The sequence below is a fragment of the Kitasatospora cheerisanensis KCTC 2395 genome, assembly GCF_000696185.1.
In the GTDB taxonomy this organism is placed as follows: Bacteria; Actinomycetota; Actinomycetes; order Streptomycetales; family Streptomycetaceae; genus Kitasatospora; species Kitasatospora cheerisanensis.
In genome coordinates, this window is the sequence record NZ_KK853997.1 from 6256429 (window position 1) to 6278630 (window position 22202).

The following is a 22202-nucleotide window of genomic DNA, read 5'->3' on the forward strand; positions in this document are numbered from 1 at the left end:
GGTGGAAAGGCGGTCGGATGAGCGGGTGGATGGCGAACGGGTGCGTGCCCGGTGCGGTGTGGCCGTGGCCGCCCGCCGCGACGGACCCGGCGCACGCCGGGGCGTCGCCCGGCGAACGGGCGGTGCTGTCCCGGCTCGGCCACCTGCGGGTCGCCACGCTGGAGACCGCGGTGCCGCTGCCGCCCCGCCTCGCGGGCCGGTTCGCCTGGGCCCGGCAGGAGCCGATGGTCGGCATCGGCCTCCAGTTGACCGGCGAGTGCATGATCACCCAGGACGGGCAGCAGACGATGCTCGGCGAGGGCGAGTTCGTGCTGTACGACACCGCCCGGGCGTACGTCATCGAGTACCCGAAGCCGTCCCGCGCGCACCTGTTCCACCTGCCGCGCCGGCTGCTCGCCGTGCCGGACGGCGAACTGCGGCGGGTCACGGGCACACCGGTGACCTCGGCCGACGGGTTCGGGTCGGTGCTGCTGCCGTTCCTGCGGACCCTGGCCGACTCGGCGGCGTCGTACCAGACCCCGGTGGCCGACCGGCTGGCCGGCAGCGTCGCCGACCTGGTCGGCACGATGATCACCCAACTGGGCACGGCCCGGGCGGCGGAGGACGCCGACACCCCGAACGGCCGGCTGCTGCGACAGGTCCGCGCGTACATCGAACGCCGGCTCGGCGACCCGGAGCTGTCGCCGGAGACCGTCGCCCGGGCCCACCACATCTCGGTGCGCTACCTGCACCGCCTGTTCGAGGGCGAGGGGGTGACGGTGAGCCGGCTCATCCTCCGCTCCCGGCTGGACGCCTGCGCCCGGGAACTCGCCCGGCCCGGCCTGTCGGTGGCCGAGATCGCGCACCGCTGGGGGTTCGGCAGCCCGGCGCACTTCAGCCGGGCGTTCCGCACCGCCTACGGCGTCCCGCCGCGGGAGTGGCGGGCCCGGCGCACCGCCGGCTGACCTTCCGGAGGAGATTTCCTCCTGTGGTTCTTCCTGGTCGGGGCCGGCCCGGGGCGGTGGGATGGGGTGACAGCCGCGGGACACCGCCCGCGGCGGTGCCCGACCGCCACCCGGAGGAGCGCAGTTGCCCGTCGTCCTCGACACCGCCGCCGTACCGCGGGCCGACCGCGCCGAGTTCTGGCACGAGGCGGTCTCCCGCACCTTCATCCCGCTGGACGTGCGCCTCCGCGAGGAGGCGCCCGGCCCGGCCGCCATCACCAGCGACCGGATGGGCGAGCTCCAGGTCTCGCTGGTGCAGGCCGGTCCGCAGCGGGTGGTCCGCAGCGCGGCGCTGATCGCCCGCGGCGGCGAGGACCACCTCACCCTGGCCCTCCAGCACCGGGGCACCGCCCGGCTGGCCCAGGACGGCCACCGCGTCCTGCTGCGGCCCGGCGCCTTCGCGATCTCGGACGCCGGACGGCCGTTCGCCAAGGAGCTGGACGAGCCGTTCGCGTTCACCGCGTTCCACTGGCCGCGCACGGCGGGCGGCCTCACCGAGGACGACCTGCGGGTGCTCACCGCGACCGCCTTCGACCCGGACGCCGGCACCGCCCGGCTGGTGGCCTGCTACCTGGAGCGGCTCGGCCGGGCCGCCGGCCAGTTGGAGCCGGCCGCCGCCCGGCTGGCCGCCACCGCGCTGGACCTGCTCGTCACCCTCGCCCACGAGCGGCGCGGCCGCCCCGGCCCGGACGGGCCCGGGCCGGCCCTGGCCACGCTGGCCCGGGTGAAGGACCACATCCTGAACCACCTCGGCGACCCCGGCCTCACCCCCGAACGGATCGCCGCCGCCCACCACATGTCGGTGCGTCACCTGCACAAGCTGTTCCGGTACGAGGGCGTCACGGTGATGCGCTGGATCCAGCAGCGGCGGCTGGAGGGCTGCCGCCGGGCGCTGGCCCGCCCCGGCGGCGACCGGACCACCGTGGCGGCGGTGGCGAACCGCTGGGGGTTCGTCAGCGCCAGCCACTTCAGCCGCTCCTTCCGGGCCGCCTACGGCGTCTCGCCGCGCGAGTGGCAGGCCGCGCCCGTCCGCACGGCGGTGCCGGGCTGACGGGCTGTCGGCCGCTGCGCCACGACGGGACGGTCGGGCCGTCGGCTGCTACTCGAACACCGTCGGCGGAGCCGGCGAATCGGCGGCCAGCGCCGCCCGGGCCTCCGCGACCAGTTCGTCGGCGACACGGCCCGCGAACGCCAGGACGGCGCGGTACTCGGCCTCGGCCTCGGCCCGGCGGCCGAGGTGGGTCAGGGCGTGGCCCAGGTGGAGGTGGACCTTGGCGGCGGGCCGGTGGTGCCCGTGCGTCTCCAGTGCGCCGCGGATCGGGAGCAGGACGTCGACGGCCTCCGCCCAGCGGCCGAGGTTCAGGGGGACCAGCGAGACGTGGTAGGTGGCGATCAGCGCGGTCAGGACGCGGGTGGTCTCCGGGATCCGCGCGGCGTTGCGCGGGTCGCCGAGGACGTCCATCACCTCGCGGTGGGTGGCCATCGCGTCGTCGACCCGGCCGGCCCGGCGCAGCAGGTGGATGCTGACGTTGCAGGCCGGCAGGTAGCCGTTGATCTCGTCGGCCGCGATGAACAGGTCCAGCGCCTTGCGGCAGTGCTCGGCGGCCGACGCGGCGTCACCGTCGGCGTCCCGCAGCACGCTGAACCGCAGGTGGGCCCGGGCCTGCTGGACCTCCGCGCCGGTGGCGCGGGCGAGTTCGAGGGCGGCGCCGGCCGCCTCGGCCGCCGCCGGGAGGTCCGACTCGCAGACCCAGTGCGCCCAGGACAGGTCGTTCAGGTGGGCGGTCCGCGCGGCGGTGTCGCCGAGCGCGGCCGCGGCGCGGGCGGCGGCGTCGAACAGCTCCACCCAGTGGCCGGCCGTCACCCAGTGGTCGGACACCGGGCTCATCGCCGCCCCCACCGCCCCCACCTCGGCGTGCTCGCCCAGCGCGGCGGCCTCGCGGAACGCGGCCAGCCAGTTGGCGTGTTCGGCCTTCAGCCAGTGCATCGCCTGCTCCCGGCCGCCCGGCCCGAGCAGCGGGTCGCCGGCCGGCGCCGCCTCGTGGTCGGGCGCGTGGCGGCGGCCCGCCAGCACGGCCGCGGCCAGCAGTCCGCCGCGCAGCCGGGCCCGGTGGGCGGCCCGGCCGGCTCGCCGTCCTCCTCGCGGAGCCGGGAGCGGGCGTACAGGCGCAGCAGGTCGTGCAGGCGGTAGCGGTCCTCGCGGCGGGTGGTCAGCAGGCCCGCCTCCAGGAGTTCCTCCAGCAGGTCCTCGGCGTCGAGCAGCGGGAGGCGGGCCAGCAGGGCGGCCAGTGGGGCGCTGAAGTCGGGCCCGGGGATCAGCGACAGCAGGCGGAACATCCGGGCGGTCTCCGGGGCGAGCCGCGAGTAGGACAGCGAGAAGGCCGAGTTGACCCGCAGGTCGCCGGCGCTCAGCGAGTCCAGCCGGCGGTCCTCGTCGGCGAGCCGGGACGCCAGCCGGCCGAGGCTCCAACTGGTGCGGGTGGCCGCCCAGTTGGCGGCGACCCGGAGGGCGAGCGGGAGGTGCCCGCAGAGCTCGGTGATCTGCTCGACGGCCGCCGGCTCGGCGTCCACCCGGGCCGCGCCGACCACGGCGCGCAGCAGCGCGGCGGACTCCTCCGGGGCGAGCGCGGTCAGCTCCACCCGGTGCACGCCCTCCAGGCCGGCCAGGGTGTGCCGGCTGGTCACCACCACCAGCAGCCGGCCCGCCACCGGCAGCAGCGGCCGGACCTGGGCCTCGTCGGCGGCGTTGTCCAGCACCAGCACGCCGCGCCGGCCGGCCGCCGCCTCGCGGTAACGGGCCAGCCGCTCCTGCGGGTTCAGCCGGACCAGGTCCAGTTCGCCCGCTCCCCAGCCGGCCAGCAGCCGGCCGGCCGCCTCCTGCGGGGTCAGTGGGCGGGCGTCCAGTCCTTGCAGGTCGAGCAGGAACGGAGGGTCCGCCGGTTCGCCGGCCAACTGCTCGGCCAGCCGCACCGCCAGGGTGGTCTTGCCGCTGCCGGGGGTGCCGAACACCACCGCCACCGGCGGGGCCGCGGCCGGTCCGGCGGGCGGGTGGGCGAGCCCGCGCAGCAGGGCCAGTTCGGGCCGCCGGCCGACGAAGTCCCGCACGCCCCGGGGCAGCAGGGGCCCGACGGCCGGGGCGGGCCGGCGCCTCGCGGCCGGCCCGGGCCTGCGCGAGCAGTGCGGCGCGGGCCGGCTCGTCGAGGCCGAGGCCCTGGGCGATCGCGGTGAGGGTGCCGCGCTGCGGGCGGCGGCTGCGGCCGCGCTCCAGGTCGCCGATGGCCCGGTCGGAGACCCCGGAGGCCTCGGCGAGCTCCTCGATGGTCAGGCCGCGCGCCCGGCGCAGTTCCCGGAGGGTCCGCCCGAAGCCGGTCCCGCTGCTGTCGTCCATCCCGCTGTTCCGTCCGTTCGCCCCCCGGCAGAGTCCGTCACCCCCCTTCCTACTGGGTGCGGGCGTCGAACCGGAAGCCGGTTCCGGTCGGTGGACGGCGGTCCGGGCCGCCCGCGGGCAAGGGGTGCGCGGACCGGCCGGGCGGAGTGCGCTGCGGGGAAAGGCGGGGCGGGCGCGGCTTCCTAGCCTGGGGCCTCGCCGTCCCCACCGTCTCCGAGAGGCTTCCTCCACCATGTCCGATTCGCACACCGCCGCCGGCCCGCTGCTGGAGCCGGAGGCGCGGGCCTTCGCCGACGCCACCGCCGACCCGCCGTACCTGTTCGACCTGGGCCCGGCCGCCGGCCGGGAGGCCGTCGACCAGGTGCAGTCCGGGGAGACCGCCCTCCCGGCGATCGACGAGGAGTGGATCGAGGTGGCCGGGGGTCCGGCCGGACCGGTCCGGGCCCGCATCGTCCGGCCCGCCGGCGCCACCGGCACGCTGCCCGTCGTGCTGTACATCCACGGCGCGGGCTGGGTGTTCGGCAACGCGCACACCCACGACCGGCTGGTCCGCGAACTCGCCGTCGGCGCGGGCGCGGCCGTGGTGTTCCCCGAGTACGACCTGTCGCCCGAGGCGCGCTACCCCGTGGCCGTCGAGCAGAACTACGCCGTCGCCCGCTGGGTGGTGACGGAGGGTCGGACCAAGGGCCTGGACGCCGCCCGGCTCGCCGTCGCCGGCGACTCCGTCGGCGGCAACATGGCCGCCGCGCTCACCCTGATGGCCAAGGCCCGCGGCGACGTGGCTCTCGTCCAGCAGGTGCTGTTCTACCCCGTCACCGACGCGGCCTTCGACACCGACTCCTACCGGGAGTTCGCCACCGGCTACTTCCTGCGCCGCGACGCCATGCAGTGGTTCTGGGACCAGTACACCACCGACCCCGCGCAGCGCGCCGAGATCACCGCCTCCCCGCTGCGCGCCACCGTCGAGCAGCTCACCGGCCTGCCGCCGGCACTGGTCGTCACCGGTGAGGCCGACGTGCTGCGCGACGAGGGCGAGGCCTACGCGGTGAAGCTCCGCCGGGCCGGCGTCCCCGTCACCGCGGTGCGCTTCCTCGGCACCATCCACGACTTCGTGATGCTGAACGCGCTGCGCCCCTCGCAGTCCGCTCAGGGCGCCGTCGCGCTCGCCGTCCAGACCCTCCGCCAGGCCCTGCACCAGGCCTGAACCCGCACACCGGACACAGGAGTCGACAATGACCGACAAGCCCACCGTCGTGCTGGTGCACGGCGCCTTCGCGGACGCCTCCAGCTTCGCCCGCCTGATCCCCGAACTGCTCGCCGACGGCCTGCGCGTGGTCGCCCCGGCCGGGCCCAACCGCAGCCTGACCGGCGACGCGGCCTACCTCGCCTCCGTGGTCCGGCAGATCCCCGGCCCCGTGGTGCTGGTCGGGCACTCCTACGGCGGCGCGGTGATCACCGTCGCCGGGGCCGAGGAGAACGTCAAGGCGCTGGTGTACCTGGCGGGTTACGCACTGGAGGAGGGCGAGAGCCTGGGCGAGCTGCAGGGCCGGTTCCCGGCCTCCGAGCTGGCCGAGGCGCTGGTGTACACGCCGTTCCCGCTGGACGGCGGCGGCGAGGGCACCGACGTCTCCGTGCAGGTCGACCGCCTGCCGGAGATCTTCGCCGCCGACGTCGACCCGGCCCTCGCCGAGGTCCTCGCCGTCACCCAGCGCCCGCTGGCCGCCGCCGCGTTCGGCGAGGCCGCGCCGACCGCCGCGTGGCGGACCAAGCCGTCCTGGGGCGTCGTCGCCACCGCCGACCGCACCATCAACCCGGAGGTCGAGCGCTTCGGCTACCGCCGCGCCGGGATGACCGTGGTCGAACTCGACACCTCGCACCTGATGATGCTCTCGCAGCCCGCCCGGGTCGCCGAGGTGATCCGCGAGGCCGTCCGCGCCGTCCGGGCCTGACCCGGCCCCGCCCGGACCGCGGGGACCGTCACCCCGCGGACCGGGCGGCCACCGCGTGCGTCACCACCGGCTCCCCGTCCGTCAACGCCCGGGCGGTGCGCTCGAAGGCGTGGTCGACGCCCGTCCAGCGCTCGTGGTGCTGCGCCCGGTGCTCCGCCCAGGACGCCACCGTGAACACCTCCACGAACCGGCCCGGCCGGGCCGCGTCCCGGTACAGGCCCCAACCGACCGCGCCGGTGCGCCGCCTGGACGCCTCCACCTCGTCCATCGCCGCCACGAACGCGCCCGCGTCGCCGTCCGCCACCCGGTACTCGACGGTGACCAGCACCGGACCGTCGGCCGCGGCCGGCTCGACCGTCAGCCGCGGCTCCGGCCAGCTGTCCGACAGCGACGGGTCCGCCCGGCCGTCCGGCAGCGGCAGCCGGCGCAGCGACAGCACACCCGGCAGCAGCAGCCCGGCCGGCACCGCCAGCGCCACGAACAGCCCGGCGTACTGCGCCAGTTGACCCCACACCAGGGCGCCCAGCGCGTTGCCGCCCTGGAACACCAGCAGGTAGAAGGCGACCGCGCGGGCCCGCACCCAGTTCGGCAGCCCCAGTTGCAGCGCGGCGTTCAGCGTGGACAGGCCCCAGATCCAGGCCGCGCCCGCGAACGCCAGGGCCGCGCCCGTCACCCAGGCGCTCCCGGTCAGCGCCGTCACCAGCAGCGCGCCCGCCGTCAGCAGGCCCGCCAGCGCCAGCACGCCGTCGCCGCGCAGCCGGGCGCTCAGCCGCGGCAGCGTCCCCGCGCCCGCCACCGCACCCACCCCGACGGCGCCCAGCAGCAGGCCGTACCCGGACGAGCCCAGCCCCAGCCGCTGCACCGCCACCACCGGCAGCAGCGCCCACAGCGCCGCCGCACCCGGCACGAACAGCGCGCAGCGCAGCAGGATCCGCCGCACCTCCGGCGCGCGGCGGACGTACCGCCCGCCGGCCCGCAGCGCCGCCAGCACCTGCTCGCGCTCCCGCTCCCGGACCGGTGACGACTCGTCGGGGAAGCGGCGCAGCAGGACCAGCAGAATGCCCACGAAGGACAGCGCGTTGAGCGCGAACGTCCAGCCCACGCCGGCGGCGGCGACCAGCAGTCCGCCCAGCGCGGGGCCGACCGCGCGGGCCACGTTCATGTTCACCGCGCCCAGCGCCGAGGCCTGCCGCAACTGCTCGCGCGGCACCAGGCTCGGCTGCACGGCCTGCCAGGCCGGGCCGTTCAGCGCCGTCAGACAGCCCAGCAGGAAGGTCAGCAGCAGCAACAGCCACGGCCCGAGCACCCCGAGCAGCGCCAGCACCGCGAGCACGGTGGCGACCGCCGCCATCGCCGCCTGCATCACCAGCAGCAGCCGCCGCCGGTCCACCAGGTCCGCGAGCGCCCCGGCCGGCAGCGCCAGCAGCAGCACCGGCAGCCCGGCCGCGACCTGCACCAGCGACACCAGCCCCGCCCCGTGCCCGACCAGCAGCCACTGCGCGCCGACGGTCTGCATCCAGCCGCCCACGTTCGACACGAACTGGGCCACCCACAGCGCCCGGAACACCTTCTCGCCGAGCGGCGCCCAGGCGGACCCCGTCGTGCTGCCTCTCATCGTTCTCTCCGCCTCTCTCCGTCGAGCCGCCGAGGCTAGTGCGGAGTCCGCGGGCCGAATGTGCGCTCCGCGCCCGGACGGTGGCCCGGGCGGGCACGGTTGCGGCGGCGCTCGCCGGCGGGGAGGGCGGCCGACAGCCGGTCAGGCGAGCAGCAGGGCGCGGTCCCAGGTGGTGAACGGGACGCGGTCGGTGGCGACGGTGTGCAGGGCGAGGGCGACGCCCGCCGCGCCGGTGAGGAAGCCGGCCGGGTCGTCGGTCCAGCCGTTGCGGGGCAGCGGCGGGCGGAAGCCGAACGGGGCAGGGGTGGCGAGGTCGAGCAGCCGCTCCGTCAACCGGGGCAGCAGGGCGGTGAGTTCGTTCTCCGGCTGCTCGCTGTCGCGGCCGGTCCGCCAGGTGCACTGGAGCAGTCCGGCCCAGCCGTGGCAGAGGCCGGCGTCGGTGAGGGCGGCGGGGCCGGTGGCGGTGTCGAGGGCGCGGTGGACGGCCGCGGCGGCGGCCTGTTCGGCGCACTCGCGCCAGTCGGGCTGGTCGAGGGCCAGGCCGGCGAGTTGCAGGGCGCGGGCGATCCCGGGGGAGCCGTAGCACCAGGACGGCCGCCCGGGCCGCTCGCAGTCGCCGGGCGGCTGCGGGTGGTCCGGGAGCTGGTCGATGGTGGTGAGGTCGACGGACTGCGGCCACCACGGGCCGTACCGGTCCTGGCGGGCCTGGCCGAGCAGCCAGTCCGCCCACAGGCTGAGCGCGGTGCGCTGGCCGGGGACGCGCAGGCCCTGCCGCCAGCAGAGGGCGAGCAGGGCGAGCGGCCCCGGCAGGCCGTGCGCGAGGCCGAGGTTGGCGTGGCCGCGTTCGGCGCTGGTCGGCGCGCAGTCGTCGGGGCTCTGCGCGACCCACCAGCCCGGCAGTTCGGCGATCGGCTCGGAGAGCCGGACCAGGGCGCGCAGCACCAGGTGCAGCGCGGAGTCGGCGGTCCCGGCCCGCGGGTGGTGGTCGAGCAGGACGGCGCCGAGGCCGGCCAGCCCGGAGACCAGGTCGTAGCGTTCCACCGCGGTGTGCTCGACGCCCGCCGCGGCGCGCTGCTGCTCGCGCCGGGCGAGGCGTTCGGCGAGGACGGTGGTCTGGTGGTGCAGGTGCGCGCGGGCGGTGCGGTAGTCGGCGGGCGTGGCGGCGGCCCGGGGCAGGGCGAAGGCGAGCGCGGGGACGGCGTCGTACAGGCCGGTGCCGGGGGCCGCGCCGGCGGCGGAGCGGGCCGCGACGCCCAGCCAGGCGTGCGCGGTCGCCCGGTGGGCCGGGTCCTGCCGGGACAGTTCCGCGAACAGCAGCGCGATGCCGGGCGCCCCGTCGGCGAGCCCGGCGGGGGCCCACGGCCGGTCGGCGTCGGCGAGCGCGCCCGCCACCCGGTCCGGTTCGGCGAGGAGTTCGGCCGTGGCCGCGACCGCGGCCCGGGCGTGGTCGGACAGGTTCACAGGGCGGCTCCGGGGAGGATCGTCGGGTGGCGGTCGGTTGACGGCACGTCAGGACTCCGTGGGGTTCCGGCGGCGCTGCGGGCGGCCTCGCGGGACCAGTACGCGCGGACGGTGCGGCGGGCCGGCGCGAGGGAGCGCTCCTCGGCGGTCCGGTCGGCGCCGAGCAGGCGGTTGTGGTGCAGGTGCAGCAGCGCGGACAGCGCGGTGTCCGGGGTGCTCCAGCGGGGGTCGAGCCGGGCGCGGTAGCGGGCGAGCGCGGCGGCGCGCTCCTGCCAGGCGGCGAGGAGTTCGTCCGCGCCGGGCAGCTCGGCGAGGCGCTCCCACCGGCCGCGCGGGTCGATCAGCGCCCGGGCCTGCGCGCGGTCGGCGGCCGGCAGGGCGTGCCGTTCGGTGGTGAGGCAGCGGCGCCGGAGGTGCTGCGGGTCGCCGAAGTGCTGCGCCAGGTCGACGTAGTTGGCGGCGGCGAGCACCGGCGCGGAGACGTCGAGGCGGCGTTCGCGCAGCAGCCGGAGCTGGAGCAGGCAGCAGCGGCTGTCGGCGGCGAACACCCGCTCGGCCGCCTCGATCGCGGCCGGCCCGCCGTGGCGCTCGGGCTCGGGCCGGTAGCCGTCCAGGACGAGCGGACCGGCCAGCCCGGCGGCGGCTCGCCCGTCGGCCCAGCGGGCGAGGACGGGCAGCAGGCGGGCCGCGAGCCCGCCCGGGTCGCCGTGGAAGCGCAGCCGCAGGTGCGGCTCCGGGTACGGGTGGCGCAGGTAGAACCAGCGGTCGACGCCCTCGGGCAACCCGGCCAGCAGCTCCGGCAGGTGATGGACCAGCAGCTCGTCGTGGCGGTCGGGCGCGCAGGGCAGCCGGGCGCACAGCCACTCCGAGCCCGGGCCGTGACTCTCCCGGACGGCGCGGCCGCGGGGCGGGGCGACCCGCGGGGCGCGCGCGGCGCCGGGGCGCGGCGCAGCAGCGGGAAGGCGAGTTCGTTGGCGTGGCCGCCGAGCCAGCCGGCGTCCCCCTCGGGGGCCTCCTGCACGGACGCCTCGCCGCCGCGCAGCCACGCGTGGTGCAGCAGGGCGCGCTGGTGAGGGTCCGTCAGGTCGAGGGTGAGCCGCCGGCCGTCGCTGACGCTGCGCACCGTGTCCGGCACCCGCCAGCGGCGGCGCCAGGCGTCCAGCAGGTCGGTCCAGCGGTCGGGGTCGGTCTCCGTGCGCAGCGCGGGTTCGTCGGGAGCCAGCGGGCGGGGCTGAGCACGGTGCGGCCGGAGCGGACCCGCGGCAGGTAGGGGAGCGCCTCGGCCGCGCCCCAGCGCCAGCGGAGCCGGCCGCCCGCGCCGCCGCGGGACAGCGCGTCCAGCAGGCGGGCCGCGTCGGGGGCGTCGGTGGCGAGCAGGTGCGGGACGGTGGGCACCACTTCGCGGCCGAGCCGGCGGGAGACCACGGCCAGCCGGTCCCGGTCGGCGACGACCTCCAGGTCCGCGACGGTGAGGGTGCCCGGGCGGGAGTGGTCGGCGAACTCGGCGAGGGCGACGACGTGCGGGAGCAGCCGCGGCACCCGGGCCGTGCTGCCGGTGTGCGGGCGCGGCGCGCGGAACGACAGCTGGGCGCGGACGGCCTCCGGGTTGTCGGTGGGCGCGTCCCGGACGGTCTCGGCGAGCGCCCGGCCCGCCCGGCCGAGCAGCGGGGCGTACCGGCCCGCCAGCGCCCCCGCGCCGGGGGACACGCTGTCGACCAGCAGGGTGAACTCGCCCGCCGCCAGCGCCTCCGGGGACGCGGACCGCAGCTGGAGCAGCAGGTCCAGCGAGGCGGGCGGGACGGCGGACGGGCCGCCCGCCGCGGCGCCGGTGCCGGCCAGGCGGGCCAACAGGGCGCCGTCGAGCAGCAGTTCGCGCTCGCCCGCGGCGGCGGCGCGCTGGGCCAGGGACAGCAGCAGCCCGTCCCGCGCGTCGGCCGGCCCGCCGCCGGGCAGGGCGCGGGCGCCGCGCGGCAGCAGGGGCCGGCGGGCGCGCCGAGGCCGCGCTCCGGGTCGAGCAGCTCCAGCAGCGGGACGGCCCGGCCCAGCCCGTACCGGGCGACGAACTCCTCGTGGTACTGCCGCAGGTACGCAGGTCCCGGCCGGCCGGAGGCGACCGCCCACAGGACGTCCGCGGCCCGCTCCACCTCGGTGCGCAGGCCGGCGGGCAGCCGGACCGTCACGTCCAGCCCGAGGTCCACCCGCACCGGCCGGCCGGTGTCGTGCAGGCGGCGCATCCCCTCGGTCAGCGCCCGCCACTGCGGCAGGCCCGTCCCCGGCGCCGTCCGCCGGTACGCCGCGAACCCGGCCTGCACGGCGCGCAGTTCGGCCGCCACCGCGCTGTCGGCGGCCAGCCGGGCGAGCAGGTGGCCGAGCGGGTCGGGCTCGGTGGACGGCGGCAGCAGATCGGTCAGCAGCAGCCGGCTGCGCACCAGTTCGCCGAGCAGCCAGTCGACCGCGGTGCCGTCCACCCCGGGGTGCGCGGCGAGCAGCGCCCGGTGCAGCTCCGTCCACGGCAGCGGGTCGGCGGCCTCGGCCAGCACGGTGCGGATCGCCGCCGTGCAGCGGACCGAGACCTCCCGCCCGGCCGGCCGCCCGTCCTCGCCCGCCGCCGACAGGTGGCCGAGCACCAGCCGGTCGCCGCGCAGCCGGCACAGGCCGTTGACGACCACCCGCAGCCCGCGCAGCACCGCCGGATCCCGCTCCAGCCGCTCCACCAGCCCCGCCACCCACTCCGCGTCCGGCCGGGCGAGCTTGCGCGGCCGCCCGCCCCAGCGCACCTCCGCCCGCTCGCCGAACCCGGCCGTCGCCACGCCCGCCAGCAGCCCGGACGGGGCGGCCCGGTCCGCCATCAGCAGCCGATAGCGCGTCACCGCCCGCGCGCCGCGCCGCAGTTGCTTCGGCCGCAGGCGCTCGCCGCGCTCCACCCGGTCCAGCAGCAGGCTCAGCGACGGGCTGGACACCGCGACGGCCTCCCGCAGCAGCGGATCGGCGAGCGCCGCCCGCAGCCGGTCCAGGTCGGCGGCGGGCGACGCGTCGGCGGTGGGCGCCCCGGCGGAGGCTTCGCGCGGCGAGGGGGCCGGCCGGACGGCGGCCCGCAGCAGGGCGAGCTCGCCGCAGGCGAAGATCGGCGCATCCGACATGCAGGCTCTCCTTCGGAGCACGGGGGGATCGACGGGCCCGGCGGGAGCGGCCCGGTGCGCCGGGCCGGGCGCACCGGGCCGCTCCGGCGGGGCGCTCAGCGGCAGCGCGAGTTGCGGGCCGAGCCGCAGGAGTACGGCCACGAGGCGTTCGCCGCGGCGCTCTGCTCCTCGGTCTCCTCCTGGGACGGGGCGATGATCTCCAGGACGTCGAGCTCCAGGATGTCGTGCACGGGAAACCGCCTTTCGTGGCTCGATCCGCCGGCCGGTCCGGGCCGTCCCCGGTACCCGTTCCGCTCCGACACCGCGAACCCTAGGGACCCGCCGTCGACAGCCGATCCGCCCCCGATCGGCAAGTGATCGACGCCCCGTCAGCGACCACCCCGCCGAGCGGGGTCTGCCGCCCGGTGCGCCGCTCTGCATACCCTGTGCCGACGCACGGGGCACGCACGAAGAACCACGGACCACGTACGAAGAGTCACCGACAGCGAAGCACGGACGACGAACGACCGACGGCACGGCGACGGGGCCGGCCACAGGGGGTGCAGATGGTGAACAGCCGACCGGCGGAGCTGGACTTCGCGGTGCTCGGACCGGTGCGCGCCCGGCGCGGCGACACCCAGCTCCGGCTCGGCGGACCGCAGCAGCAGGCCATGCTGGCGGTCCTGCTGCTGCGCCCCGGCGGCACCGCCACCGCCGCCGACCTGATCGACGCCCTCTGGGGCGAGCAGCCCCCGAACTCGGCGATGACCACCATGCGTACCTACGCCTGGCGGCTGCGCAAGCAACTGGAGCAGGACGGCGGCGACCCCGCCGTCCTGCTCTCGCTCGGCGACGGCTACCGGCTGGCCGTCCCGCCCGACGCGGTCGACGCCCGCCGCGCCGAGCAGTTCGCCGCCCGCGCCGAGGCCCGGCCGTCGCCGGCCACCCCGAGCACGCCCGCGAACTCCTCGACGAAGCACTCCGGTTGTGGCAGGGCGAGCCCCTGGCCGGCGTCCCCGGACCGTACGCGGAACGCCAGCGCAACCGCCTCGGCGAGCTGCGCCTGACCCTGCTGGAGGAACGGCTCGCCCTCGACGTGGCACTCGGCCGGGCCGCCCGCAGCATCCCCGAACTCACCGACCTGACGGACGAACACCCGCTGCGCGAACGCCCGCACGGCCTGCTGATGCGCGCCCTGTGCCGCAGCGGACGGCAGGCCGAGGCACTGGCCGCGTTCCGCCGGGTCCGGGACGCCCTGGTCGACGAACTCGGCGTGGAACCCGGGCCCGAACTCGCCGAACTGCACCGGCGGATCCTCAACGGCGAGGAGAGCGCGGCGGGGCCCGCCGCCCCGGCCGAGCCGGCTCCGGCCGCGCCCGCGGCCCCGCCCGCCGCCGTGCCGACCGTCGACGCCCCGCTCAGGCCCGCCCAACTGCCGCCCCGGCCCGGTGACTTCATCGGCCGGGAGGCGCAGGCCGAGGAGATCCGGGCCGCGCTCACCGCGCCGTCCCGGGCCTCGCTGCCGGTGGTGGCGGTGGTCGGCATGGGAGGCGTCGGCAAGACCGCGCTCGCCCTGCACGCCGCCTGGCACTGCCGGGACGCCTTCCCCGACGGGGAGCTCTACGCCGACCTGCGCGGCGCCGACCGGCTGCCCGCCACCGCCGACGACGTGCTCGCCGGCTTCCTGTCCGCGCTCGGCGTCCGCCCCGAAACGGTGCCGGAATCCACCGCCGCCCGCTCGGCGCTGTTCCGCTCGCTCACCGACACCCGGCGCCTGCTGGTGGTCCTCGACAACGCCCGCGACACCTCGCAGATCCGCCCGCTGCTGCCCGGCTCCGCCAACTGCGCCGTCCTGGTGACCAGCCGCACCCGGCCCACCAGCCTGCAGGCCGACGTCCAGCTCGACCTGGACGTCTTCACACCCGCCGAGGCGCTCGACCTGCTCGGCCGGGTGATCGGCCCGCTCCGGCTGGCCGCCGAGGCCGGCCCCGCGCTCGACCTGGTCGCGGCCTGCGGCTACCTCCCGCTCGCGGTACGGATCGTGGCCGCCCGGCTCGCCTCCCGCCCCCGCTGGACGATCGCCAGCCTCAGCGAACGCCTCGCCGACGAGCAGCGCCGGATCGACGAGCTGCGGATGGGCGACCTCGCCGTCGACGTGGCCTTCGAGCTGGGCTACCGGCAGTTGACGCCCGATCAGTCCCGGGCGTTCCGGCTGGCCGCCTGGGCGGAGGCCCCGCACTTCGGACTCGACACCGCCGCCGCCCTGCTCGACCTCGGCCCCGACGACGCCGAGGAACTGCTGGAGGCACTGGTGGACGCCGCGATGCTCGACTCGGTCGGCGCGGGCCGCTACCGGTACCACGACCTGCTGCGCGGCTTCGCCCGCCGCACCTCCGGCGCGCACGACCCCGAGGAGGGCGCCGCCGCCCGCGCCCGCCTGCTCGGCCTGCTGCTCGACCGGGCCCGCGCCGCCTTCCAACTCGCCGTCCCCGGCGACCCGGTGGCCCACGACCTGGGCGCCGACTGGCCGCCCCACCCCGGCGGCCCCGCCCTGCCCGACCTCGCCGCCGCCCGCGCCTGGGTGCAGGCCGAGGCCCCGGAGGCGATCGCCCAGTCGGGGAGGCTGGCGGCGGTCGCGGCCCAGCTGTTCGCGGCGCGACTCGGCTCCGCAGCGGGCGGCGGAGCCTACCTGCCGGGTGGGACCGGCGGGCTGTTCGGCGAGTGGGGCATGACGCCTGCCGAGCCCTTCGAACTGCTCGACGGCCGCACCGGGTTGGGAGCGGGCGAAGGTGCGGTCGGCGGCGCCGCGGAGCCGTTCGCCGCGCGACGCGCTCCGGCGGCGGGGGCGTTCGAGCTGGTGGACTGGTCGGTGGCGGCCGAGAGCGACGGCGGGCGGCCCGCCGAGCGGGTGTCCTCCGTCGCCGAGATGTTCGAACTGCTGGACGGCTTCGAAGAGTTGGGCCCGGCGGTCGAGGCGCACGACAGCGCTCCGGGTGGATCGGCGCGGGCCGGGGGTGTCACCTCGGTCGCCGAGGTCTTCGAACTGCTCGACGGGTTCGAGGAGTTGGGCGCGGCGGACGGCGGACTGTTCGTCGCCCGGCGGGCCCGGTGGCCGGGGCGCTCGAAGTCGCGGACGGGGCCGGCGGGACGGGCGAGGCCGACGCCGGGCTGGCCGCCGCGCGACGCGGCCTGCGGGCCGCCGCCGACCTGCTGATCGCGCTGAGCCCGTTCGGCCAGGGCGAGCGGGCCGGCCGGCTGGAGACGGCGGAACGGGCCCTGGTCGCGGCGGCCACGGTGAGCGGCGACCGCTTCGCCGAGGGCCGGGCCCGCTTCCTGCTGTGCGGCAGCCACCTCGCGGCGACCCGGTTGGACGACGCCCGCACCGAGGCGCTCGCGGCGGAGGCCGCCAGCCGGTCCGCGGGCGACACCGTGATGCTCCGCCAGGTCCTCAACGACCTCGGACTGATCGCGCAGATCCTGCACCGGAACGGCGAGGCGATCGGCCGCTTCGAGGAATCGGTCGCCCTTGCCCGGCAGTTGGGCCACCGCTCCGGCGCGGTGGCGAGCACCGTCAACTCCGCGCTCTCCAAGGTCCGCCGCGGCCAGGCCGCGGAGGCGGCCACCGTCTGCGAACAGCTCCTGCCCGAGGTGCGGGCCCTGGGCGACACCGCCGGGACGGCCTACACCCTGTACGTGCTCGGGCTCGCCCTGCACGGACTCGGCTGCTACCCGCAGGCCGCCGAACGCTTCCGCGAGTGCCGCGCCCTCGCCGCGACCGCGGGCCGCCGCGAGCGGCAGGCACTGGCCGGGATCCGGCTCGCCGACACCCTGTGCGCCCTCGGCCGCCCCGAACAGGCCCTGACCGAAGCGGAGTTCGCCCTCGCCCTCACCATCGAGACCGGCGCCCAACGCGACCAGGGCTACGCCCTCCAGACCCTCGGCCGCGTCCTCGCCGACCTCCGCCGCCCCACCGAGTCCCGCGACCGCCTCCACGAGGCCCACCGCATCTTCGAACGCCTCGGCCTGCCCCAGGCAGCCGAAGTCACCGAACTCCTCGCAGAACTAATGACCCAACCGGGCAGGGACACCTGAGACGGAGCCGAGCGACGACCCGCCGCACGAAGCGCTCCCGCGGGGAGGTGTCGTGGCTGCTGCTTGACGGCGCGAGGTTCGGACCGCCGCCTGCCCGAGAAGCGGCTGGGTGCTGGGCGGCGGGGCCTTCCGCAGGTGGCCGAGCAGTGGGGGCCGCCGACGGCCGATTCGCTCCACGACGCCGCCGCCGAGCCACGGCCCGCCGTCCGGCGGAGCCCCGGTGACCGCCTGCGCGAGCCGCGCCCGATCGTTGTGTCCGGTTCGTCCCGCTGTTCGTGGTGCCGGTGGGCGGTCAATCGCGGCTGAGGTTCCGTCAGCGGTCGGTTCGCGCTGCTCGGCTTCGGTGTCACTTGATGCAGCTGGTGCACCAGGCTCCGGTGCCGTTCCACTCCTCGGTGTCGCTGTGGCCGGTGGACTGGCCGGCGAGGGTGCGCGGGTGGCGGTGGTGGGGGCGCCGGTCAGGGGAGGAGGGCGAGGGCGGCGACGGCCAGGGTGGCGGCGGCCCGGGTGATCGCGGGGATTCGGGTGCGCTGCTGGTGGGCGGCCATGGATCGGTACCTCTCTGGCGGACGGTCCGCCGGGGCGCCGGCGGTGTCCGCAGCCTCGCAGAGCGGGATCGACGTGCGATCACCGGCCGAGCAGCGCCCGCCGCCCGAACCGGCGAGGGCTCGGGCGGCGGGCGGCCGGTCAGGCGGTGGCGTTGTCGATCCGCAGCGGGGCCCCGTCGCGGCGGGCCCGGAGCAGGGCGAGGCCGCCGGCCACCAGGAGGGTGACCGCGCCGAGGACGCCGACCGCCGCGGCGAGGCCGCCGACGGCCTTGGAGACGCCGATCAGGGCGACGGGGCAGACGAACTCGCCGAGGAAGAAGGCGGCGTTCCACAGGCCGGTGCCGCGGCCGCGGTCCGCGGTGCTCAGCAGGGCCAGGGTGCGGGTGATCAGGGTGGGGAGCAGCAGGCCGCCGGCGAAGCAGTTGACCACGGCGCCGACCACCAGCAGCGGGGCGTTGCCCGCGAACGCGACGATGCCGAAGCCGACCGCGCAGGTGGCGAGGACGGCGGGCAGCAGGCGTTCGGCGTGCGCGGTGACGCGGGTGAAGGCGATCGCGCCGGCGACGGTGGCGGCGCTGGCGATCGCGGTGGAGAGGCCGATGGTGGCGGAGGCCGTGATGCCGAGGTCGTCGAGCAGGTAGGAGGTCTCGACCGGCATGGTGTAGAAGACCATCGCGCCGAAGAAGGTGAGCGCGCACGGGGCGAGCAGTCGGCGCAGCAGCGGCGCGGCGGGCGCGTCCGGGGCCTCGGGGGAGGGCTGCTGACGGTTCGTCGGGCGCAGGAAGGCCGCCATCAGCGGGGCGAGCAGCAGGCCGACGCCGTAGGCCCAGAACGGGATGCGCCAGCCGGCCGAGCCGGCGGCGCCGCCGAGGGCGAAGAAGGCGGTGGCGGAGATCGAGGCGCACATGGCCTGGAGGGCGAGGTAGCGTTCGCGCTGCCGGCCGGTCCAGTAGTCGCCGATCAGGGTGGTGCAGCAGGTCATGATGGCGGACTCGGCGATGCCGACCAGGACGCGGCTGGCGACGATCGCGCCGAGCGAGTCCAGGTAGAGCGGGGCGGTGCCGACGATCGCGTAGAGCACGGTGGCGACGACCAGCAGACGGTGGCGGCCGAGCCGGTCGACGAGCACGCCGGCGAACGGGGCCATCACGCCGAGGGCCAGCGCGGGGACGGTGAGCGCCATCGGGGCCAGCACGTCCGCGCCCGGGGTGGCGGCGAAGTGGTCCTGGAGCTTGGGCAGCACGGGGGCGATCAGCACCGCGCCGAGGATCGGCAGGCAGCTGCCGGCCATCAGCAGGACGGCGGTCAGGCGCGGGCGGGCGAGCACGGCGGCCTGCGTCGGGGCGGCGGGGGCCGCGGTGGCAGGGGCGGGCATGTGGCTCCGTTCGGAAGGACGGTGCCCGGTCGACGGGGGGAACGGGGGAACGTGGCGCGGTCGGCCCCGGTCGGCCCGTGGGGAGGGCTGGCGGTGCCGGCACGGTGCGCCGTGTCGACGGGCCGGGACGGCAGTCATCCTGAATGCGCGGGGCGTCCGCTGGCAATGCCCCCACCCGACGAATGTACGAATACCTGACAACTGTCCGGTGAATGACGATCCGTCGGAATTGCTTCTGACGCCCCGTCGGGCGCGGTCGGACGGGGCCGGGTTCCCGCAGGTCAGGGGCGGGGGCGGCGGAATTGTGGGCCCGGATAGCCTGGGAGGGTGGAAGCGATTCTGGTCAGTGCGTGTCTGCGCGGAGTTCCGTGCCGGTTCGACGGGCGGGACAAGGCGTCCCCGGCGCTCGCCGAGGTGCTCGACGGGCGGCGGCCGGTGCTGTTCTGCCCGGAGACGGCGGGCGGGCTGGCGACGCCGCGCCGCCCGGCCGAGCTGGTCGGCGGCGACGGCCACGACGTGCTGGACGGCGCCGCGCGGGTGGTCGACGACCACGGGCAGGACGTGACCGCGGAGTTCGTGGCCGGCGCCGAGCGGGCCCTGGCCGCGGCCCGGCGGGCGGGCTGCTCGGAGGCGGTGCTGATGCCCCGCAGCCCCTCGTGCGGGCGGGGCGCGGTGTACGACGGCAGCTTCGCCGGGGCGCTGGTGCCGGGCGACGGCGTGACGGCGGCGCTGCTGGAGCGGAACGGGATCGCCGTCCGGCCCGCGCCGGGGGTCTGACCCGCGGCTCTGCCGGCGGCGAATCTGCCGCGGGCAGAGAACTCTCGTTCGGGGCCCGACCGGGGTGAACAGTGGAGGGGACGGCACGCCCCGGCCCCGAGGAGGAGACCTCCGATGACCCTTCCCAGCCCGCTCCGGCCCCGCGCGGAGGACGGCGACACGCCGCCCAGCCGCTTCGACGACCACCTCGCGGCGCAGCTGCTCGCGCAGCGGATCGTCCTGCTCGGCACCCAGGTCGACGAGGTGTCGGCGAACCGGGTCTGCGCGCAGCTGCTGCTGCTCTCCGCGGAGGACCCGCGGACCGACATCAGCCTGTACATCAACAGCCCGGGCGGGTCGGTGACGGCCGGCCTGGCGATCTACGACACGATGCGGCTGATCCCGAACGACGTCTCGACGCTGGCGATGGGATTCGCCGCCAGCATGGGCCAGTTCCTGCTGACGGTCGGCACCGCGGGCAAGCGGTTCGCGCTGCCGAACGCGCGGATCATGATGCACCAGCCGTCGGCGGGCATCGGCGGCACCGCCTCGGACGTCGAGATCCAGGCGGAGAACCTGGAGTACACCAAGAAGGCGATCGAGCGGATCACCGCCGCGCACACCGGCCAGAGCGAGGAGACCATCGCCCGCGACGGCGACCGGGACCGCTGGTTCACGGCCGAACAGGCCAGGGAGTACGGGATGGTCGACCAGGTGGTGGAGTCGCTCGCCGACATCCGCCCGGCCGCCAACCGCCGACGGATGGGGTTGTGACATGGGCTCGTACACCGTTCCCTACGTCATCGAGCGGACCGCGCAGGGCGAGCGCTCGTACGACGTGTTCAGCCGGCTGCTGAACGAGCGGATCATCTTCCTCGGCACCGACATCGACGACGGCGTCGCCAACGTGGTGATCGCGCAGCTGCTGCACCTGGAGTCCTCCAGCCCGGGGGAGGAGATCGCGATCTACCTCAACTCGCCCGGCGGATCCTTCACTTCGCTGATGGCCATCTACGACACCATGACCTTCGTGCAGTCGCCGATCTCGACCTTCTGCGTCGGCCAGGCGGCGTCCACGGCGGCGGTGCTGCTGGCCGGCGGCGACCCCGGGCGGCGGTTCGTGCTCCAGCACGCCCGGGTGCTGCTCGGCCAGCCCGCCAGCGGCGGCCGGCAGGGGACGGTGTCCGACCTGAGCCTCGCCGCCAAGGAGATGGTGCGGATCCGCTCCCAGGTCGAGGAGGTGCTGTCCCGGCACACCCGCCACGACCCGGCGACGCTCCGTCAGGACATGGACCGGGAGAAGGTGTTCACCGCGGAGGAGGCCGTCGCCTACGGCCTCGCCGACGAGGTCCTGAGCCGCCGCCTGGTGCACGCCTGAGACCGCCCCCTCGGCCGGTACGGCGGTACCGGCCGAGGGGGACCGCTCAGGCCGCCAGGCAGAGGCCGTTGGTGGGCGCGGCCGCCCGGCCGCGGGTGCGGTGGGCGGTGTGGCTCACCAGGTCCTGCTGGGCGAGCGACAGCAGGTCGCCGAGGCCGAGCCCGAGGGCCTGGGCGGCGGCCGCGAGCACCTCCGAGGAGGCCTCCTTGCGGCCCCGCTCCAGCTCCGACAGGTACGGCATCGAGATCCGGGCCGTCTCCGAGACGTCCTTCAAGGTCCGCTTCTGGGCGAGTCGTTCGCGGCGCAGGACGCCGCCGACCAGGTCGCGCCAGAGGGGTTCCCTGGGCGCGGGGGGCTGCTGCCGGGCGGGCGGGCGCAGCGGGATGACGCGGGCTTCGTTCTGGCCTTGAGTGCTCACCGTTCCAGCCTAGGCATCCGCCGCGCGGAGGGAACACCGCGGCGTTCTGCTGTCGGTGAAGTCCCGGGTTCCCGCACTCTGCTGACGGCGAATCAGCATCGCCCGTTCGGCCTAGGATCCTTCGTCATGGTCGATCTCTATCCGCCCACGCATCCCTACGACAGCGGCTTCCTCGACACGGGGGACGGCAACCGCATCTACTACGAGCAGCTCGGGAACCCGGAGGGGAAGCCGGCGCTGTACGTGCACGGCGGGCCCGGGGCGGGGTCGCCGCGGCGGCCCACCCGGGCCTGGGATCCGGAGCGCTACCGGGTGATCCGCTACGACCAGCGCAACTGCGGGCGGAGCACCCCGCACGCCAGCGACCCGGCGGCGGACATGGCGCTGAACACGACGCAGCACCTGATCGACGACATCGAGCGGCTGCGGGAGCACCTGGGGATCGAGCGGTGGCTGCTGGACGGCGCCTCGTGGGGGTCGACGCTGATCCTGGCGTACGCGCAGCAGCACCCGGAGCGGGTGAGCGAGATCGTCATCCAGGCCGTCACCACCACCCGGCGGGCCGAGACGGACTGGCTGTACCGGGGGTCGGCGGGTTCCGGCCGGAGGCGTGGGACCGGTTCCGGGCCGGCGCGCCGGAGGGCGAGCGGGACGGCGACGTGTACCGACTGCTGGCGGGGTACGCCCGGCTGATGGAGCACCCGGACCGGGCGGTGCGGGAGCGGGCCGCGAACGACTGGCTGGCCTGGGAGGACGCCGTCATCGAGGGCGAGCCGAACGGCATCCCCGGCATGTACAGCGCCCGCGACATGGACGAGCGGATCGCGTTCGTGCGGATCTGCGCGCACTTCTTCAGCAACGGCGCCTGGCTGGAGGAGGACCAACTGCTCCGGAACGCCCACCGGTTGGCGGGCATCCCGGGCGTGCTGGTGCACGGCCGCTTCGACATGGGCTGCCCGGTGCAGACCGCCTGGGAGCTGGCCAAGGCGTGGCCGGACGCGAAGCTGCACATCTTCGACGACTCCGGCCACGTGGGGAGCGAGGCGATGGTGACGACGGTCCGGCAGGCGCTGGAGGACTTCAAGCACCGCAGGTAGGACGCGCTCCGGCGGCCCGCCAC

General features: G+C 76.7%; 18 protein-coding genes and 5 pseudogenes. 11 read left to right on the forward strand and 12 right to left on the reverse strand.

From position 1 onward, the window contains the following. The first annotated feature begins 17 nt into the window (after positions 1-17). Positions 18-944: a helix-turn-helix domain-containing protein gene (locus KCH_RS28130; protein ID WP_051653531.1), complete on the forward strand. Its 927-nt coding sequence runs from the start codon at positions 18-20 to the stop codon at positions 942-944. A 124-nt stretch (positions 945-1068) separates the two neighbouring features. Next, complete coding sequence (locus KCH_RS28135; protein WP_035867580.1) at positions 1069-2034, forward strand: AraC-like ligand-binding domain-containing protein; 966 nt, start codon at positions 1069-1071, stop codon at positions 2032-2034. Between the two features lie 48 nt (positions 2035-2082). Here the strand turns inward: KCH_RS28135 and KCH_RS42735 are convergent, their stop codons facing one another. The 3 genes and pseudogenes from KCH_RS42735 to KCH_RS47390 form a co-directional block, all read right to left on the reverse strand. Next, entirely contained in the window at positions 2083-2970 is an 888-nt protein-coding gene (locus tag KCH_RS42735; protein WP_167573921.1) for a hypothetical protein, read from the reverse strand. Then, a complete protein-coding gene (locus tag KCH_RS37925) occupies positions 2958-4088 on the reverse strand; it encodes an AAA family ATPase (protein WP_051653533.1) in 1131 nt (376 codons plus the stop codon). The genes KCH_RS42735 and KCH_RS37925 overlap by 13 nt, the downstream gene beginning before the upstream one ends. 82 nt (positions 4089-4170) lie before the next feature. Further along, positions 4171-4605 (reverse strand): annotated as a pseudogene (locus KCH_RS47390) (helix-turn-helix domain-containing protein); the annotation flags it as partial. On the opposite strand from KCH_RS47390, the gene KCH_RS28145 reads away from it, so the two are divergent. Together KCH_RS28145 and KCH_RS28150 are read left to right on the forward strand one after the other, a co-directional pair. Continuing rightward, on the forward strand, positions 4604-5575 hold the full coding sequence (locus KCH_RS28145; RefSeq protein WP_035867583.1) for an alpha/beta hydrolase: 972 nt from the start codon (positions 4604-4606) through the stop codon (positions 5573-5575). The pseudogene KCH_RS47390 and the gene KCH_RS28145 overlap by 2 nt on opposite strands. A 28-nt stretch (positions 5576-5603) precedes the next feature. After that, positions 5604-6320, forward strand: coding sequence for an alpha/beta fold hydrolase (locus tag KCH_RS28150; protein ID WP_035867586.1), 717 nt, complete (start codon positions 5604-5606; stop codon positions 6318-6320). A gap of 28 nt (positions 6321-6348) precedes the next feature. Here KCH_RS28150 and KCH_RS28155 read toward each other — a convergent pair whose 3' ends face one another. The 7 genes and pseudogenes from KCH_RS28155 to KCH_RS46240 form a co-directional block, all read right to left on the reverse strand. Beyond that, on the reverse strand, positions 6349-7935 hold the full coding sequence (locus KCH_RS28155; RefSeq protein WP_035867587.1) for an MFS transporter: 1587 nt from the start codon (positions 7933-7935) through the stop codon (positions 6349-6351). A 141-nt stretch (positions 7936-8076) separates the two neighbouring features. Beyond that, on the reverse strand, positions 8077-9396 hold the full coding sequence (locus KCH_RS28160; protein WP_035867589.1) for a lanthionine synthetase C family protein: 1320 nt from the start codon (positions 9394-9396) through the stop codon (positions 8077-8079). Further along, positions 9393-10442 (reverse strand): thiopeptide-type bacteriocin biosynthesis protein, encoded by a 1050-nt coding sequence (locus KCH_RS45090; protein ID WP_244305464.1) that lies wholly within the window; start codon positions 10440-10442, stop codon positions 9393-9395. Before KCH_RS45090 ends, KCH_RS28160 begins: the two co-directional genes overlap by 4 nt. 68 nt (positions 10443-10510) lie before the next feature. Next, positions 10511-10696, reverse strand: a pseudogene (locus KCH_RS47395) (hypothetical protein); the annotation flags it as partial. Further along, positions 10618-11517: pseudogene (locus KCH_RS45095) on the reverse strand (lantibiotic dehydratase); the annotation flags it as partial. The pseudogenes KCH_RS45095 and KCH_RS47395, both read right to left, overlap by 79 nt. Next, positions 11433-12536, reverse strand: a pseudogene (locus KCH_RS47400) (lantibiotic dehydratase); the annotation flags it as partial. The pseudogenes KCH_RS47400 and KCH_RS45095, both read right to left, overlap by 85 nt. Before the next feature lie 95 nt (positions 12537-12631). Then, positions 12632-12766, reverse strand: coding sequence for a hypothetical protein (locus tag KCH_RS46240; RefSeq protein WP_279635917.1), 135 nt, complete (start codon positions 12764-12766; stop codon positions 12632-12634). A gap of 315 nt (positions 12767-13081) precedes the next feature. Here KCH_RS46240 and KCH_RS45105 point away from each other — a divergent pair, with 315 nt between their 5' ends. Genes KCH_RS45105 through KCH_RS28185 form a run of 3 tightly spaced genes read left to right on the forward strand, consistent with a single transcriptional unit; the run spans position 13082 to position 16607 of the window. Next, positions 13082-13582, forward strand: coding sequence for an AfsR/SARP family transcriptional regulator (locus KCH_RS45105; protein WP_244305466.1), 501 nt, complete (start codon positions 13082-13084; stop codon positions 13580-13582). Continuing rightward, positions 13501-15729 carry an AfsR/SARP family transcriptional regulator gene (locus tag KCH_RS28180; RefSeq protein WP_051653537.1) on the forward strand — a complete coding sequence of 743 codons (2229 nt, stop codon included), beginning with the start codon at positions 13501-13503 and terminating at the stop codon, positions 15727-15729. The genes KCH_RS45105 and KCH_RS28180 overlap by 82 nt, the downstream gene beginning before the upstream one ends. Beyond that, complete coding sequence (locus KCH_RS28185) at positions 15624-16607, forward strand: tetratricopeptide repeat protein (RefSeq protein ID WP_035867595.1); 984 nt, start codon at positions 15624-15626, stop codon at positions 16605-16607. Before KCH_RS28180 ends, KCH_RS28185 begins: the two co-directional genes overlap by 106 nt. Before the next feature lie 687 nt (positions 16608-17294). Here KCH_RS28185 and KCH_RS28190 read toward each other — a convergent pair. Continuing rightward, positions 17295-18530 (reverse strand): MFS transporter, encoded by a 1236-nt coding sequence (locus KCH_RS28190; protein ID WP_035867596.1) that lies wholly within the window; start codon positions 18528-18530, stop codon positions 17295-17297. A 327-nt stretch (positions 18531-18857) separates the two neighbouring features. On the opposite strand from KCH_RS28190, the gene KCH_RS28195 reads away from it, so the two are divergent. The 3 genes from KCH_RS28195 to KCH_RS28205 all read left to right on the forward strand — a co-directional run bounded on the left by KCH_RS28195 (position 18858) and on the right by KCH_RS28205 (position 20664). Then, positions 18858-19307 (forward strand): 2-thiouracil desulfurase family protein, encoded by a 450-nt coding sequence (locus tag KCH_RS28195; protein WP_035867597.1) that lies wholly within the window; start codon positions 18858-18860, stop codon positions 19305-19307. Between the two features lie 114 nt (positions 19308-19421). Continuing rightward, positions 19422-20060 (forward strand): ClpP family protease, encoded by a 639-nt coding sequence (locus tag KCH_RS28200; RefSeq protein ID WP_035867598.1) that lies wholly within the window; start codon positions 19422-19424, stop codon positions 20058-20060. Between the two features lies 1 nt (position 20061). Beyond that, the gene (locus tag KCH_RS28205; protein WP_035867600.1) at positions 20062-20664 is read left to right on the forward strand and encodes a ClpP family protease; all 603 of its coding nucleotides are present in this window, start codon (positions 20062-20064) and stop codon (positions 20662-20664) included. 46 nt (positions 20665-20710) lie between these two features. On the opposite strand, the gene KCH_RS28210 is transcribed toward KCH_RS28205, so the two are convergent. Beyond that, positions 20711-21082: a helix-turn-helix domain-containing protein gene (locus KCH_RS28210; protein WP_035867602.1), complete on the reverse strand. Its 372-nt coding sequence runs from the start codon at positions 21080-21082 to the stop codon at positions 20711-20713. Between the two features lie 126 nt (positions 21083-21208). On the opposite strand from KCH_RS28210, the pseudogene pip reads away from it, so the two are divergent. Then, a pseudogene (pip, locus tag KCH_RS28215) lies at positions 21209-22179 on the forward strand (prolyl aminopeptidase). Positions 22180-22202: the final 23 nt, after the last annotated feature.

Excerpts from the sequence above, each read along its gene's own strand:
- KCH_RS28155 (WP_035867587.1), bottom strand. The coding sequence starts at position 7,935 with ATGAGAGGCAGCACGACGGGGTCCGCCTGGGCGCCGCTCGGCGAGAAG.
- KCH_RS28150 (WP_035867586.1), top strand. The coding sequence starts at position 5,604 with ATGACCGACAAGCCCACCGTCGTGCTGGTGCACGGCGCCTTCGCGGAC.
- KCH_RS28190 (WP_035867596.1), bottom strand. The coding sequence starts at position 18,530 with ATGCCCGCCCCTGCCACCGCGGCCCCCGCCGCCCCGACGCAGGCCGCC.
- KCH_RS28130 (WP_051653531.1), top strand. The coding sequence starts at position 18 with ATGAGCGGGTGGATGGCGAACGGGTGCGTGCCCGGTGCGGTGTGGCCG.
- KCH_RS45105 (WP_244305466.1), top strand. The coding sequence starts at position 13,082 with ATGGTGAACAGCCGACCGGCGGAGCTGGACTTCGCGGTGCTCGGACCG.
- KCH_RS28145 (WP_035867583.1), top strand. The coding sequence starts at position 4,604 with ATGTCCGATTCGCACACCGCCGCCGGCCCGCTGCTGGAGCCGGAGGCG.
- KCH_RS28205 (WP_035867600.1), top strand. The coding sequence starts at position 20,062 with ATGGGCTCGTACACCGTTCCCTACGTCATCGAGCGGACCGCGCAGGGC.
- KCH_RS42735 (WP_167573921.1), bottom strand. The coding sequence starts at position 2,970 with ATGCACTGGCTGAAGGCCGAACACGCCAACTGGCTGGCCGCGTTCCGC.
- KCH_RS28200 (WP_035867598.1), top strand. The coding sequence starts at position 19,422 with ATGACCCTTCCCAGCCCGCTCCGGCCCCGCGCGGAGGACGGCGACACG.